Annotated in this window: 15 protein-coding genes; 11 read left to right on the forward strand and 4 right to left on the reverse strand. The window is 33.0% G+C overall.

Annotation, left to right across the window (positions count from 1 at the left end; all coding sequences use genetic code 11):
- Positions 1–15: 15 nt before the first annotated feature.
- Genes Z053_RS0125645 through Z053_RS0125655 form a run of 3 tightly spaced genes read right to left on the reverse strand, consistent with a single transcriptional unit; the run spans position 16 to position 3,963 of the window.
- Positions 16–939 (reverse strand): patatin-like phospholipase family protein, encoded by a 924-nt coding sequence (locus tag Z053_RS0125645; protein ID WP_025667815.1) that lies wholly within the window; start codon positions 937–939, stop codon positions 16–18.
- 1 nt (position 940) lies between these two features.
- A complete protein-coding gene (locus Z053_RS0125650) occupies positions 941–1,834 on the reverse strand; it encodes a patatin-like phospholipase family protein (protein WP_025667816.1) in 894 nt (297 codons plus the stop codon).
- 8 nt (positions 1,835–1,842) lie between these two features.
- The gene (locus Z053_RS0125655; protein WP_025667817.1) at positions 1,843–3,963 is read right to left on the reverse strand and encodes a M1 family metallopeptidase; all 2,121 of its coding nucleotides are present in this window, start codon (positions 3,961–3,963) and stop codon (positions 1,843–1,845) included.
- Between the two features lie 102 nt (positions 3,964–4,065).
- Here Z053_RS0125655 and recG point away from each other — a divergent pair, with 102 nt between their 5' ends.
- The 6 genes from recG (at position 4,066) to Z053_RS0125685 (ending at position 9,627) form a co-directional block, all read left to right on the forward strand.
- Positions 4,066–6,168, forward strand: a complete 2,103-nt coding sequence (gene recG, locus Z053_RS0125660) for an ATP-dependent DNA helicase RecG (protein ID WP_025667818.1) — start codon at positions 4,066–4,068, stop codon at positions 6,166–6,168.
- A 121-nt stretch (positions 6,169–6,289) separates the two neighbouring features.
- On the forward strand, positions 6,290–6,817 hold the full coding sequence (locus Z053_RS0125665) for a hypothetical protein (protein WP_025667820.1): 528 nt from the start codon (positions 6,290–6,292) through the stop codon (positions 6,815–6,817).
- Positions 6,818–6,963: 146 nt separating this feature from the next.
- On the forward strand, positions 6,964–7,494 hold the full coding sequence (locus tag Z053_RS0125670) for a GNAT family N-acetyltransferase (protein WP_025667821.1): 531 nt from the start codon (positions 6,964–6,966) through the stop codon (positions 7,492–7,494).
- Positions 7,495–7,539: 45 nt separating this feature from the next.
- Positions 7,540–8,199, forward strand: a complete 660-nt coding sequence (locus Z053_RS0125675) for a LysE family translocator (protein WP_025667822.1) — start codon at positions 7,540–7,542, stop codon at positions 8,197–8,199.
- A 106-nt stretch (positions 8,200–8,305) separates the two neighbouring features.
- Positions 8,306–9,082, forward strand: coding sequence for a glycerophosphodiester phosphodiesterase family protein (locus Z053_RS0125680; protein WP_025667823.1), 777 nt, complete (start codon positions 8,306–8,308; stop codon positions 9,080–9,082).
- A 14-nt stretch (positions 9,083–9,096) separates the two neighbouring features.
- A complete protein-coding gene (locus Z053_RS0125685) occupies positions 9,097–9,627 on the forward strand; it encodes a hypothetical protein (RefSeq protein WP_025667824.1) in 531 nt (176 codons plus the stop codon).
- A 63-nt stretch (positions 9,628–9,690) separates the two neighbouring features.
- Here the strand turns inward: Z053_RS0125685 and Z053_RS30530 are convergent, their stop codons facing one another.
- A complete protein-coding gene (locus Z053_RS30530) occupies positions 9,691–12,264 on the reverse strand; it encodes an endonuclease (protein WP_241459857.1) in 2,574 nt (857 codons plus the stop codon).
- Positions 12,265–12,707: 443 nt separating this feature from the next.
- On the opposite strand from Z053_RS30530, the gene Z053_RS0125695 reads away from it, so the two are divergent.
- The 5 genes from Z053_RS0125695 (at position 12,708) to Z053_RS31685 (ending at position 14,285) form a co-directional block, all read left to right on the forward strand.
- Entirely contained in the window at positions 12,708–12,893 is a 186-nt protein-coding gene (locus Z053_RS0125695; protein WP_025667826.1) for a hypothetical protein, read from the forward strand.
- 153 nt (positions 12,894–13,046) lie between these two features.
- Positions 13,047–13,223, forward strand: a complete 177-nt coding sequence (locus tag Z053_RS31675; protein ID WP_160111903.1) for a hypothetical protein — start codon at positions 13,047–13,049, stop codon at positions 13,221–13,223.
- A gap of 184 nt (positions 13,224–13,407) precedes the next feature.
- A complete protein-coding gene (locus tag Z053_RS31680) occupies positions 13,408–13,584 on the forward strand; it encodes a hypothetical protein (protein WP_160170149.1) in 177 nt (58 codons plus the stop codon).
- 185 nt (positions 13,585–13,769) lie between these two features.
- Entirely contained in the window at positions 13,770–13,955 is a 186-nt protein-coding gene (locus Z053_RS0125705; protein ID WP_131248769.1) for a hypothetical protein, read from the forward strand.
- Between the two features lie 153 nt (positions 13,956–14,108).
- Positions 14,109–14,285 (forward strand): hypothetical protein, encoded by a 177-nt coding sequence (locus Z053_RS31685; RefSeq protein WP_160111903.1) that lies wholly within the window; start codon positions 14,109–14,111, stop codon positions 14,283–14,285.
- Positions 14,286–14,379 lie beyond the last annotated feature (94 nt).

Consider the following 14,379-nt stretch of genomic DNA (forward strand, 5'->3'; position numbering starts at 1 on the left):
TCTACTTCAAAAGAATTATCCTGCAAGATCTATATCTTTAAGTTTATTTTCTTCTGCAGTTTTTGCTTTCTGAGCTGCGTATTCATAACCTTGTCTCCACCAGCTACTCATTAATTTTTTATTAAAAATCAATGAGTTCTCTGTAAGTTTAGATGGTGTGTAGTATAGATTTAAAGGAACTTCTTTGTTAATCGCTGCTAATTTACCTAATACCGTATCATGGCCTTCGACCTGGTCTAACATATAACTAAATAGGTTTACCATAAGCGAAAATGGATTTTTACCCAATACTTTATTATGCTCCATGTTTTCTGACTCCAAAATAATGGCATCAACTTCTGTTGCTCCTCTTCGTATTGCTTCTCGAATAGGTACCATACACCCAAAACCACCATCTGCATATTCACAACCGTCTTTGGTTACCAAGCTCATAAAAGGAACATAGTTACAGGATATCCAAACCCAATCACAGAAATCTTCATAAGAAAAATCCTTAATCGATTTATATTCTGTACTATTCTTGGTGAGGTTAGAAACGGTAACTACAACATCTTCAACTTTTGTACGTGCCAGTTTAAATTCTTCTTCAGAAAAGTTTCTGCGTATAGCACGTCGTAAATTTTTACTTTCTCCAAATGTTCGTTTTCTTTTAATAAATTGCCATAGTGAAGAAAAAAAGTTAATCGATACAAATTCTCTATTTCCTTTTTTTCTAACTACAAAAGGATTTACATTAAAAATTGTATGTTGGTTAACATTGGTATAGATATCATACATTTTCTCGATATTACCCAAAGCCAATTGCGAAATTAAAAGACTTCCGGTAGAAGTCCCGAGAAACAGGTCATATTTCTTACCTTGCTCCTGAATTAAATATTGCGCTACACCACCGGCATAAGCTCCTTTACTTCCTCCTCCTGATATTACTAGTGCTCGCATATTATAGTGGGTTCGAAATGTTCTTTTTCTTTGCAAATTTATAACCTTTTGTCCACCATTGTGTCATCTTTTCCTTATCAAAAATTAATGAGTTCGTAGTCAGTACAGTAGGAGTATAATACAGATCCATTGCTACATCGTGTTCTATTGCCTTAAATTTACCAATTCGAATGTTTTGATGTTCTATCCTATCCATCATAAAATCAACCATACTTGTAATTAAGGTAAAGGGGTTTTTGGTAGGCATTCTATTTAAATAATTAATTTCTGTTTCGAGTATAATAACGTCGAGTTCTGTTGCTCCGCGCTTTATTGCTTCTTCAATAGGTACCATTGATCCTAAACCACCATCAACATAATCACAATGGTTTTTTCTCACCAAACTCATGAAAGGCGGGTAATTGCAAGATATCCATATCCAATCTAAAAAATCCTGATATGTACATTCTTTTATTGATTTATATTCTACTTCATTAGCAGAAAGATTAGTTACTGTAATAACAATATCTTTTTCTCCCGTTTTTAGTTCTTCAAAATACGATTCAGAAATAGCATTCTCTATCAGATTCCTAAGATTTCTACTATCACCAAACGATTTTTTTCCTTTAATTAAATTATATAGTACATTAAAATGATTAATATTGATACTGGTATATCCTCTTTTCTTTTTAATAGTAAACGGGCAGCTTTTAAATATTGAAGATTGGTTTACTGAAGTATAAAAAGTTTTGATCTCCTCGATTTTTGATAATGCCAGATGTGATACCAAAAGACTTCCGGTAGATGTACCTATAAACAGGTCATATTTTCTACCCAAATCCTGAATTAAATACTGTGCAACACCACCTGCAAAAGCTCCTTTACTACCACCACCAGAAATTACTAATGCACGCATGTTTTATGTTATGGGGTTAATTTTTTTTCCAAAAAATCTTGTTGATTCTTTGGTAAACTACCCAATAAAACTACGTATTTCTTTTTATATTTTTCATCCTTGAGTATTTTATCCAGAATTTTTCTACAAGAGTTCCTAAAACGCCAATTATGATGCGTAGCTCCATCAACAAGGTCTATTAAGGATTGATCAGAAAAAGCTTGTAAACTTTCTAAATAAGTAAACGCATTCTCACGAGTACTGAATCCAAATTTTGACGATGTGTAACCCGATAGTTCCAGATAAAATTTTTGATGTTCGCTGGTATGGTAATCCTTTGTGTTTAATGCTAAAACTAACCATAACATTCTAATATTTTTAGTATTAAAACCTACAATTTCTTTGGTAAGATCCAAATATTCTTTTCTTTTTTCTGGGAAACTAGTCCATAAATGATAAAGCGCCGGCTCTATGGTAGCATATGAGGTATCTTTTAGCAAAGACTCATATTGTTCTTGTAAATCCTTAGGAACTGCACTTAATGTATTGGCAATAGCCTGGCGTACAAAAATGTTATTTGTCTCAAAAGCTTTATCATACAGGGCTATAATCTCTGGAGAGTTTTTCCCTTCTAATTGATATACAGCTTCCTGACCAATGTAATCATTTGTAGGAAAATCTAATGCCTTAGCCAAAGTCCCCCATTTTCCAGCCATAGGTTGAGTACGCTCTTGTGCCAGACCCAGGTAATTTTTAATGAAATCTGATTTTGCAAGTATATCTAATGCTTCTTGCGAAGGGAATTTTATATTCTCTAACCATAATTGCCTAAATGCTTTCAAATCTTTACCACTCACGGCCGAAGCCATTGCAATAAAATCATTAGTTGTAACATTTTGAAATTTGTGCTTTTCGAGATAATTATGAATTGTAATTTTAAAACTAGTATCACCAATCAAATTTCTTAATGCATGAATGGCCCACGCTCCTCTTTGATAAAATGTTAGAGAGCTTGCTTTGGGATTCAAAAGTGATGTTGCGTTCTTTGTTTTGGATAGCTCGGTGAGTTGTTCTGCACTTTCATACAATTTGTATTGAAAATAATCATCTCCAAAAATTTCTTTTTCTGCTAATAATGCATAATATGTTGCAAATCCTTCTTGAAGCCAATGATGTGTTCCTTCGGTTTCAGTTACCAAATCTCCAAACCATTGATGTGCCAACTCATGTGCATTGACATTAATATAGTTTTGATCAATGAATGCTGTTTCATCAACCATAAAGGCATCAGAAAAAATAGTTGTTCCTGTGTTTTCCATACCTGCATATAAAAAATCTTTAACAGGAATTTGCTTATAATTTTGCCAGGGAAACGAAAACCCAATCTCTTTTTCTAAAAAATCAAAAATCTGTTTACTATGCTTATAAGTTGCCTCGAATTTATGCTTATCCTTGGGGTAATAATACATTTCTAAAGGAGTTCCATTTGCCGAAGTTTCTACTACTTTATCATATTTACCTATGGCAAAAGCAACTAAGTAGCTACTCATGGGACGTTGCATATCATACTGCCAACTTTGGATAGAATCATTAATCGATTCTGTTTTAGTGAGTTTTCCATTAGCAATAACTTCGTACCCCTTATTAAAATTAATCGTAAGATCATATTCAAGCTTCTCATTCATATCATCAAAACTGGGAAGCCAATTAGAGGTATATTTTCCTTGCCCTTGTGTCCATACCTGATCATTACCTTCATAATCTTTAACAAAATAAAGTGCCTTTTTAGGTTTAGCTTCATAGTAAATCACTAGTTGATACTCGTTTTCTCTTTTAAAGTTAGAATTTATGATAATCTTCTTATCATCATACTTAAAATCTACATTTTTATCATCTAAAGACACTTTGCTGATTACCATATGCTGAGCATCTACAAAAACAGATTTCACAGACTTTATTATTTTAAAAGTATATGTTACTTTTCCTTTTATTTTTTTTGATTTAGCATCTACAGTCACATCGACTTTACCATTTTTAAAATCAACATCAGCTTGTTCCTTTTTAGAATTATGGGGTTGCACAGAAGCTACTTCCTGAGCATTACCGATCGAAGAAAAAACAAGTATTAAAAAGCTTAAAATAAATTTCATACTACACGTAAATCAAATGTTCTGCCAAAATAACGAAATTAGTCTGTTTATGTTACAAATTTTAGATTGACAATATTTCTATAATATAGTATATTCGCTATGATGAATCCTAATATTTTACAAACTCCCATAGATTATCTAAAAGGTGTTGGCCCATCCCGTGCTACCTTACTTCGGTCAGAACTGGGGATTCATACATACCAGGATTTGGTTAACTTTTTCCCGAATCGATATCTTGATAAAACACAATATTATAAAATCAACCAATTGCAACGCAATTCGGCAGAGGTACAAATTATAGGTAAGATTATTAATATTAAAACGGTAGAGCAAAAAAAAGGAAAGCGATTAGTTGCTAAATTTGTAGATGATACAGGTTCTATAGAGCTAGTTTGGTTTAGAGGACAGAAGTGGATTCGTGAAAATTTAAAAATCAATACTCCTTATGTCATTTTTGGAAAAACCAAATACTATAATGGTTTTAGTATGCCACACCCCGATATGGAGCTATTGACAGAGCATCAAAAAAATCTAAGAACGGTAATGCAACCCATATATCCTTCTACCGAAAAGCTCTCTAATAAAGGTATCACCAACCGCGTGATGAGTAAAATGATGCAACAATTGTTTGTAGAGACCAAAGTACGTTTCTATGATACATTGTCTCAGGAAATTCTTGAGGATCTTAAACTTATTTCAAAAAGTGAAGCTGTTTTTAATATTCATTTTCCTAAAAGCCAGGAATTATTATCCAAAGCGCAATATCGGCTTAAATTTGAAGAGCTATTTTATATTCAGCTACAGCTGATCACTAAAAAACTAATTCGAAAACAAAAAATAAAAGGGTTTCCATTTACTGAAGTGGGTAAGCATTTTAATAATTTCTATAAAGACTACCTTCCTTTTGATCTTACCAATGCACAAAAACGGGTGATCAAAGAAATTAGAAATGATATTGGAAGTAGTGCTCAAATGAATCGTCTTTTGCAAGGAGATGTAGGATCGGGAAAAACAATTGTGGGATTGATGACAATGTTATTGGCTATTGATAATGGATTTCAAGCTTGTTTAATGGCTCCAACGGCAATCCTGGCAAATCAACATTATCAGGGGATTACTGCACTTACCAAAGATCTTGATATTAATGTAAAATTATTAATGGGTAGTTCTACAGCCAAAGAACGACGAAAAATCCACGAAGAACTAGAAGAAGGGTCATTACATATCCTAATTGGTACTCATGCTGTATTAGAAGATAAAGTGCAGTTTAAAAATCTGGGGTTAGCTATTATTGATGAGCAACATCGATTTGGAGTAGCACAACGTGCTAAGTTATGGCATAAAAACACTTATCCACCTCATATTCTGGTAATGACAGCAACTCCGATTCCCAGGACATTAGCGATGAGTTTATATGGTGATCTGGATATTTCGGTAATTGATGAACTTCCGCCAGGTCGTAAAGCTATTAAAACGGTACATCGATACGATAGTAACCGATTAAAAGTATTTAAATTCATTTCTGAAGAAATACAAAAAGGAAGACAAATTTATATTGTTTATCCATTGATACAGGAATCAGAAGCTATGGATTATAAAGATCTTATGGATGGGTATGAAAGTATAGCTCGCTCTTTTCCCCCTCCCGAGTATCAAATTTCTATTGTTCATGGTAAAATGAAACCTGCTGATAAAGATTATGAAATGGAACGCTTTGTAAAAGGTGAAACCCAAATTATGGTTGCTACTACTGTAATTGAAGTTGGAGTTAATGTACCAAATGCCAGTGTAATGATTATAGAAAGTGCAGAACGTTTTGGGTTATCACAATTGCATCAGTTACGAGGACGTGTAGGTCGTGGAGCGGAACAAAGTTTTTGCATTCTTATGACTAGCTTCAAATTATCTGCAGACAGTAAGACCCGATTAGAAACTATGGTACGTACCAATGATGGTTTTGATATTGCCGAAGTAGATCTAAAGTTACGAGGCCCGGGAGATATTATGGGTACCCAGCAAAGTGGTGTGCTTAATCTTAAAATAGCAGATATCGTAAGAGATAATGATATTCTGAAAACAGCAAGGCACTATGCTATGAAAATACTAAATGAAGATCCTTCGCTATCTTTAGAAAAAAATAAAGTATTACTCTACACCTATCAGCAACTTGCCAAACATAAGAATATATGGAATTACATTTCTTAATACATAATAAATACTATACTATCATATTTAGTTAATTTATAATCTAAAATAAGAACTGTATTACGATATCTTTGAAATCTCTAAACAAAGTAGTTAAAAAATAAATAAAGACTTCTTAAAAATGCCATATCAACAGATACCAGAATATCCAGAGAATTATTCATCTGGTAACATAATTTCTAGACTTATAGATGGTCTTGGATATCGTTATTATTGGGCTACAGATAATCTTACAGATATCGATCTAAAATATAAGCCATCTGCCAAAGGATTTAATACATATGAAACCATAGAACATATATATTGGCTTTCAATAATGATTACGAATACTGCGCAAAATTTACCTAGTATCAGACTTACTCCAAACGATCTATCTCCTCTGAATTTTGATATCTTAAGAGAAAAAACGCTGTACAATCTAAAGAAGGCAAGTGAATTATATGCAAAAAATACAAAAGACGATATGGATAACTATATGGTCGTTATACAAAGTGATGGATACAAAGGAGAATTCCCTTTCTGGCATATGATCAATGGTCCAATATCTGATGCGCTCTACCACACAGGACAAATAGTATCGTTTAGGAGGACAACTGGTAATCCAATAGATCCAAAAGTTAATGTATTTACAGGAAAAGCAAGGAGTTAAATTTTGGTTAAGAAGAGATTTAAACGATTTTTTCATTCATATAATCATATTTTTATCTCTTGTAATCCTAAGTTTTCAGGTCTTTTAGAGCCTTTGGGTTACCTATTATTAGTTTAGTGCTTTACTATAAATTTTTAGTATTAATTATGAGTCATGAGGAATATATTATAAAAGAAGCTGCTCCAGATGAGTTTGCAAAAATTGGAGAACTAATGGTTGATGTATATTCACAGTTAGAAGGTTTTCCTTCTAAAAAGGAACAACCCAACTATTATAAAATGTTGGCTGATATCGGAAGTTTAACAAAGAATCCTAAAACTAAGTTGTTGGTCGCTATTTCTTCAAATAAAAAAATAGGAGGCGGTGTTGTTTATTTTGGTGACATGAAATATTATGGTTCTGGCGGTACGGCTACAACAGAAAAACATGCTTCTGGATTTAGGTTACTGGCAGTCGATCCAGCTACCAGAGGTAAAGGTTTAGGCAAACGTTTAACAAATGCTTGTATACAGATTGCAAAAAATGAAAAACAAAATCAAATGATAATTCATTCTACAAAAGCTATGCAGGTAGCATGGAAAATGTATGAAAACATGGGGTTTAAAAGATCAGAAGATTTAGACTTTATGCAAGGAGAACTTCCTGTTTTTGGTTTTAGATTAGTACTTCAAGAATAATGAATTTCATTAAAATAATTAGACATAATACACTACGCTACTACTATGATACTACCAGATTTTGAAAATATTGTATTTTTCTTGGCAGCTGCCTCTATATTAATTCTTATACCCGGCCCGTCTGTTCTTTATATTATGGCCAAAAGTGTCGAACAGGGATATAAGGCAGGTATTGTTTCAGTTTTAGGAATAGGTATTGGAAGCATGATTCATGTTGCTGCCGCTGCAATAGGGATTTCTTCTATATTGCTAACATCTTCTACTGCATTTTCGATTGTAAAGTATCTAGGAGCTATCTATCTTATTTATCTAGGTATCAAGAAATTATTAGAAAAAACACCTAGTAAGCAACCAGTAATTACAAATAAAGACAAGCGATTAGACAAAATTTTTTATGAAGGTATTATAGTGAATACTTTTAATCCTAAGACAGCAATATTCTTTTTTTCTTTTTTACCGCAATTCATAAATATTGATAAAGGAGGTAATGCCAGTCAAATATTATTTCTTGGTATTTTGTTTACTGTTTTTGCAATATTGAGCGACACCTTATATGTTTTACTTTCTGTAAAAATATCAAAATGGTTTACTAGCTCAAAAAAATACCTCAAAAGACAAAAAAATATTACAGGTTCTATTTACATAGCTCTTGGTCTAATAACGCTAACCATTAACCAGCCTACAACACATTCTAATACTAAATAATTAGATATTCATATCATTTAATACATTCATCACCAGTTTTTTTGTCACTACACCCTGAAAACGAAGTCCTTTTACCGAATCATATGATACAAAATAATAGTTAGGTATGGAAATAGTATGTTACGGTTGTGGAAGAGGTGAAAATCCTGAAAATACAATTGAAGGAATACACCATTGTCAATCAATAAATCCAGATTGGTGGGTAGAAATGGATATTCAGATTACTAAAGATCAAAAATTAGTGCTATTTCATGATTATCAAACAAAACGAATCACTGGGGTAAACAACAAAATTCACTTACTTACTCTAAAAGAAATACAGCAGTTAAATGCAGGGTATAATTTTAATGTTGAAAATGAATTTATATACCGTGAGAACCCTATACAAATCCCAACTGTAGAAGAGGTGTTTCAAAAATTCCCAAAAGCTAAATTATTACTCGATCTTCATACAAATAACCTCTTGGCGGTTACTCGACTGATTACATTAATTAAAAAATATGCTATGGCTAACCAGATAATTATAGTTAGTCGATATGATGAAGTAATCTCTTCTTTCAAAAAGAAACGCCCCAAATGGAGGTATGGTGTACCTACCAAAGAAGCAAAGAAAATGATCTACAGTAGTTTCCTTTATTTAGATAAATTCTTTCCTATTACATCAGATATACTAATGCTTCCTAAAAAAGCTGGTAAAGTAAATGTTTTAACAAAAAGAGTGGTCAAGCATGTAAAAAAACGAAACAGAACACTTTGGGCCTGGATGTATGAAGGAGAAATAATAGAAACTGTAGATAATGAAATAGAACTAAACGAAATGAAAGAACTTGGGGTTAATGGAATATTTACTGGTTACCCAAAAAAGCTTATGAATCAATTATAGTGAATAAAGATCTCATGAAACCAAAACTAATCATTTTGTCTGATCTATGGGGAAAGAAAAAATCAGATTGGGTTGCTTATTATATCAAAGAGCTTCAAGATCATTTTGTGTTGCAATATTATGACTGCTGTGAATTAGGAGCATTAGATACATCAACATACACCGAAGAAAACCTTCATAAACAATTCACTAACAGAGGAATTGATCGGGCAGTACAAAACTTGCTTACCCTAGAAAAAGGAAAAATACATATCCTTGCGTTTAGTGTTGGTGGGGTCATTGGCTGGAAATCGGCTATAAAAAACCAGAATATATTATCATTATACGCGGTTTCATCAACAAGGTTACGATATGAAACAAATAAACCCAAAACAAAAATAAAACTCTATTTTGGAGAAAATGATATATATTCTCCAAAAAACAAATGGTATACTCTAATGGGTATTACTCCCATTATAGAAAAAGGAAAAAAGCATCAACTATATATCGAACCAGAATTTGCTGTACAATTAAGCAATAGAATTAAAAATAGCATAAATCATTAAATAAAAAAAGCCTCACAATACTATAATACTGTAAGGCTTTAGTAATTACACTTGCAAAAAAAATTATTTAATCATTATTTTCTCTGAAACACTTCGGTTTCCATTGGATATTGTTATAAAATAAATACCAGATGTTATTCCCTCCAAAGAAATTTTGTTATCGTTTACTACTCCAGATTTTATTACACGACCTTGCATATTTGTCAATGTAAAACTACTGTCATGCTTATTTCTCAAGCTAATTTGAATATAGGTTGTAGCTGGATTAGGGTATACTTTGGCCAAAAACACTTTATCTTCCTGTTCTAATTTTCTATCAACTTTTATTGATGATGCTCCTTTAGCTCCCGTGGTTGACCCTATATTTACAGTATAATCTTCTACTTCTCCATATCCAAAAGTTTCACAAGATGTTGGTACTCCGTTCCATTTCATAGCAACTCGCATTCGAGTATTTCCTAATGCTGCTGTAGATGGTATATCAAAATTATATGATAGGTTGCCTGTCTCTGATGTAGATGCACTAACTACTTTTTCTGCCCCTTCAAAAGTTCCATTTTTATTAAAATCAATCCATACCGCCCAATGTTCTGTATAAGATGCGCTTGCAAACCCAACACTTAATACAATAGTATTAGCTCCATAGTTAAGATTTGCTACCTGAGCTGTAAAATCTCCATAACCGCCATTAGCCAATGTGGTGTTAGAGATCCCTCCTATTCCCACATAATCAATATATTCATATTTTACTGTATTCCCTTTGGACACACAATAGGAAACTACAGTATCAAGAGTAGTAGCGGTTACAGTATTACTAGATGATGAAGCATTTCCTGCTGCATCAAATGCAGATATTTTAAATGAATAGTTCGTTCCTGCTGCCAAGCCAGATACATTATACGAAACTCCGGTAGTAGTAGTTAGCACTGCTCCATTTTGATAAATCGTATATCCTGTAACCCCAATATTATCTGTAGAGGCTGTCCAGGAAAGCTGCGCGCTATTTTCTGTAATATTAGCAACTGTTACATTAGTAGGAATTGTAGGGATTTCAGTATCTGAGCCAGTATTACCTCCTCCACTGAATGTATGCTTTCCCAAGCCATCAAAAGTATTTTGAGGATATGATTCCCACTCAGATGTGTTATATGTTGCAGATGGTGATGATACATTCGCTTTTCTTCTTAGAGTAGCATCCTTAGCAAAGTTAGACGATCCTCCATTAAAGGTTCCTATCACATCTATTAGAACTCCATCCTTAAATAATCCTACAGGATCATTACCATTAAAAGTCAATTCTGAAGCTCCCGAAACCAGATCTGCTTCATTTTTTATAGTATTCGAAGCCGAACTATTGGCAGCTACATAAACATCATTAGTAGCCAAAACACCAGAAAGGTTTAATCCTCCCGACCAAGATCCGGAGCCATTAGTTTGTCTTTTGATTGTATATCCTGAAAGGTTAACCGATGCGCCTGTATAATTTGCTATTTCCAAAGCTTTATTATTCGAAGATCCTTCTATATACTCCGAAAAAAACAATGCCGTAGCATCACCACCAGTTGAAGTATCTTGAGTGGTAACATTAATCGCAGTACTAGCTGCAGATATATTACCTGCTGCATCTTTGGCTTTTACAGAAAATGCATACGTAGTGTTAGCTGTTAATCCCGAAACAACATAACTAGTTGTTGATGAAGAACTTAAAAATGTTCCATTCCTATATACATCATATCCTGTTACACCAACATTATCTGTAGATGCATTCCATGATAATGCTGTAGATGTCTGAGTTGTATTTGTTGCTACGAGATTAGCCGGAATACTTGGTGCTTGTGTATCATTACCTCCTGTATTTCCAAACCTGTCTTCGGCTTGAGGCCCTCCCCAAATCTGCGTAGCAAATGCAGGATTATCTATAAATGGGTTTCTGTTACCTTGTATATTTTCAAGAATTGGATTACGTTGTAATTCTAATGGCGAAACAGGGTCTTCTGCATTCCATTCTAAAAATAATTGTAGCATATTACTATCACCAGTAGCTGCTGCCCCTACTCCAACATTCTTCGGTAAACAACGATTATTGTAGCGTATATACATATACATCATCATACGTGCTACATCTCCTTTCCATTCATCACCAGGATACCAATGGCCTTGAGAAGTAGGTCCAGAATTACCCGTCCCATCTGCAAACTTTCTATTTCCTCTTGATGAATTGCGCTGTACATCTGCAGGTCGTAAGTGATGTGCATCTGCTCCTGGCCCTTGTGTTCCCAAGTTGGGATTACCTAATGATTTTGGATAAACGTGCTCCCTGTTCCAATCGGTAGACCCTCCTCCATTATTGTTTACTCCTCGTGTTCTGTCTGTACTAGAATTTCCATCAGCATCACTATATCCATATACTAAGACGACTTTTGAAGGATCAGAAGGTTCTAAATCAGTCTGCTTTAATGCATCCCACACTCCTGGTGTATAACTAAGAAATGTGGTATGTGTATTTGTCACCTTATCACTTAATTCATTTTTTAAAGCAGTTCCTGATAAGGTTAGGTTTACATCATTGTAATATGATGGTATCTGGCTATACCCCATAACAGGTATAAGCAGAAGTAAGAGTATTATTTTTTTCATTATGTTATAAGTTAGTTTATTAAGCATAATTATGTGATCTCGAATCTAAAATTATTTTGTTAAACTTACTATAGTAAAACGTTATCAAATAGTTACCTAGTATGTTGACAATCCACTATTTACACAATATAACATATTCAAATCACTACAATTCAATCAATTACTCCCTCTAACAATTGTTAATAAGTTATTTCTTACAAAAAATAAGAGTATCCTTTACAACAAATTTCTGCAAAAAAACACAAAACCATAAGTGTGGTTTTTGTACATAATACTACTAATCGTCAATACTCTTAGCGTTTTCTGTTATAAAATTTTATCCTCTAAGTGACTTAATCCAAAGTTATAAACAAGATCAATACCTTACTTTTTTAGCGGTTTTCATGTAACTCACTTACAATATTTTAAATTAAATTTAAACTATAACTTAAATATAATACACGATGAAAAAAATCTTGAATGTTACAGGAGTTCAGAAATTAAGTAAAGACCAGCAACAAAACATTAAAGGAGCATGGGGGCGTGCAACTTGCTGCCCAAGTGGAAGAGGATGCCTTATTAGCTTTGGAAATCAAAGTTTTTGTGAACCTGGTCGTTGTGACCGTTGGGGGCGTTGTATCTTTTTCTAATAAAACAAAAAAATCATACAAAAGGCAAACTAGAAAGTTTGCCTTTTTTTAGTGCTACATTTTTTATTAAAAATAATGTTATTTAACGTTTTAAAAAACTGACTCATACTATTTTAAAGTATATTTAAATACTAACTTAAATATATATATACAATGAAAACTATTTTAGAATTAACCGGTGTTCAGAAATTAAGTAAAGAACAACAACAGCAAATTAAAGGAACATGGGGACGTGCGACCTGCTGCGGACCTAGAAAATGTCGTATTCCTGGAACAAGTTTTTGTGACTATGGATATTGCCGATCTAACGGAAGTTGTATGTGGGCATAACCAAAATAACACTGTGTGAAAGTATTAAAAGATAATAGTGAATCTCTACGTTATTCTTTTAAAAATAGTCCAATTTATAAGTTGAAATTTATAAATATCAAGAATATGGAGTTGTATTTTACTACATGACCCAATATTTTTAATGGAGCAAATCTGAATTATTAACTTTTAAAACTTTCACACAATGAAAAACATTTTAGAATTAACCGGTGTTCAAAAACTCACCAAACAACAACAACAAAATATTAAAGGGGCTTGGGGCCGTGCCGTCTGCTGCGGACCTAAAAAATGTCGTATTCCTGGAACAAGTTTTTGTGACTATGGATATTGCCGATCTAACGGAAGTTGTATGTGGGCATAACCAAAATAACACTGTGTGAAAGTATTAAAAGATAATAGTGAATCTCTATGTTATTCTTTTAAAAAAAACCTCTATTTATAAGTTGAAATTTATAAATCTCAAGAATATGGAGTTGTATTTTACTACATGATCCAATATTTTTAATGGAGCAAATCTGAATTATTAACTTTTAAAACTTTCACACAATGAAAAACATTTTAGAATTAACCGGTGTTCAAAAACTCACCAAACAACAACAACAAAATATTAAAGGAGCATGGGGACGTGCAACTTGCTGCCCTAGTGGAAGAGGATGTCTCATTAGCTTCGGAAACCAAAGTTTTTGCGAGCCTGGTCGTTGTGACCGTTGGGGGCGTTGTATCTTTTTCTAAAAAAACAAAAAAATCATACAAAAGGCAAACTAGAAAGTTTGCCTTTTTTTAGTGCTACATTTTTTATTAAAAATAATGTTATTTAACGTTTTAAAAAACTGACTCATACTATTTTAAAGTATATTTAAATACTAACTTAAATATATATATACAATGAAAACTATTTTAGAATTAACCGGTGTTCAGAAATTAAGTAAAGAACAACAACAGCAAATTAAAGGAACATGGGGACGTGCGACCTGCTGCGGACCTAGAAAATGTCGTATTCCTGGAACAAGTTTTTGTGACTATGGATATTGCCGATCTAACGGAAGTTGTATGTGGGCATAACCAAAATAACACTGTGTGAAAGTATTAAAAGATAATAGTGAATCTCTATGTTATTCTTTTAAAAAAAACCTCTATTTATAAGTTGAAATTTATA

The organism is Aquimarina megaterium XH134 (assembly GCF_000520975.1).
Taxonomy (GTDB): domain Bacteria; phylum Bacteroidota; class Bacteroidia; order Flavobacteriales; family Flavobacteriaceae; genus Aquimarina; species Aquimarina megaterium.

Excerpts from the sequence above, each read along its gene's own strand:
- recG (WP_025667818.1), top strand. The coding sequence starts at position 4,066 with ATGAATCCTAATATTTTACAAACTCCCATAGATTATCTAAAAGGTGTT.
- Z053_RS0125645 (WP_025667815.1), bottom strand. The coding sequence starts at position 939 with ATGCGAGCACTAGTAATATCAGGAGGAGGAAGTAAAGGAGCTTATGCC.
- Z053_RS0125695 (WP_025667826.1), top strand. The coding sequence starts at position 12,708 with ATGAAAAAAATCTTGAATGTTACAGGAGTTCAGAAATTAAGTAAAGAC.
- Z053_RS0125685 (WP_025667824.1), top strand. The coding sequence starts at position 9,097 with ATGAAACCAAAACTAATCATTTTGTCTGATCTATGGGGAAAGAAAAAA.
- Z053_RS0125650 (WP_025667816.1), bottom strand. The coding sequence starts at position 1,834 with ATGCGTGCATTAGTAATTTCTGGTGGTGGTAGTAAAGGAGCTTTTGCA.
- Z053_RS30530 (WP_241459857.1), bottom strand. The coding sequence starts at position 12,264 with ATGAAAAAAATAATACTCTTACTTCTGCTTATACCTGTTATGGGGTAT.
- Z053_RS31685 (WP_160111903.1), top strand. The coding sequence starts at position 14,109 with ATGAAAACTATTTTAGAATTAACCGGTGTTCAGAAATTAAGTAAAGAA.
- Z053_RS31675 (WP_160111903.1), top strand. The coding sequence starts at position 13,047 with ATGAAAACTATTTTAGAATTAACCGGTGTTCAGAAATTAAGTAAAGAA.
- Z053_RS0125675 (WP_025667822.1), top strand. The coding sequence starts at position 7,540 with ATGATACTACCAGATTTTGAAAATATTGTATTTTTCTTGGCAGCTGCC.
- Z053_RS0125665 (WP_025667820.1), top strand. The coding sequence starts at position 6,290 with ATGCCATATCAACAGATACCAGAATATCCAGAGAATTATTCATCTGGT.
- Z053_RS0125705 (WP_131248769.1), top strand. The coding sequence starts at position 13,770 with ATGAAAAACATTTTAGAATTAACCGGTGTTCAAAAACTCACCAAACAA.
- Z053_RS0125670 (WP_025667821.1), top strand. The coding sequence starts at position 6,964 with ATGAGTCATGAGGAATATATTATAAAAGAAGCTGCTCCAGATGAGTTT.
- Z053_RS0125680 (WP_025667823.1), top strand. The coding sequence starts at position 8,306 with ATGGAAATAGTATGTTACGGTTGTGGAAGAGGTGAAAATCCTGAAAAT.
- Z053_RS31680 (WP_160170149.1), top strand. The coding sequence starts at position 13,408 with ATGAAAAACATTTTAGAATTAACCGGTGTTCAAAAACTCACCAAACAA.
- Z053_RS0125655 (WP_025667817.1), bottom strand. The coding sequence starts at position 3,963 with ATGAAATTTATTTTAAGCTTTTTAATACTTGTTTTTTCTTCGATCGGT.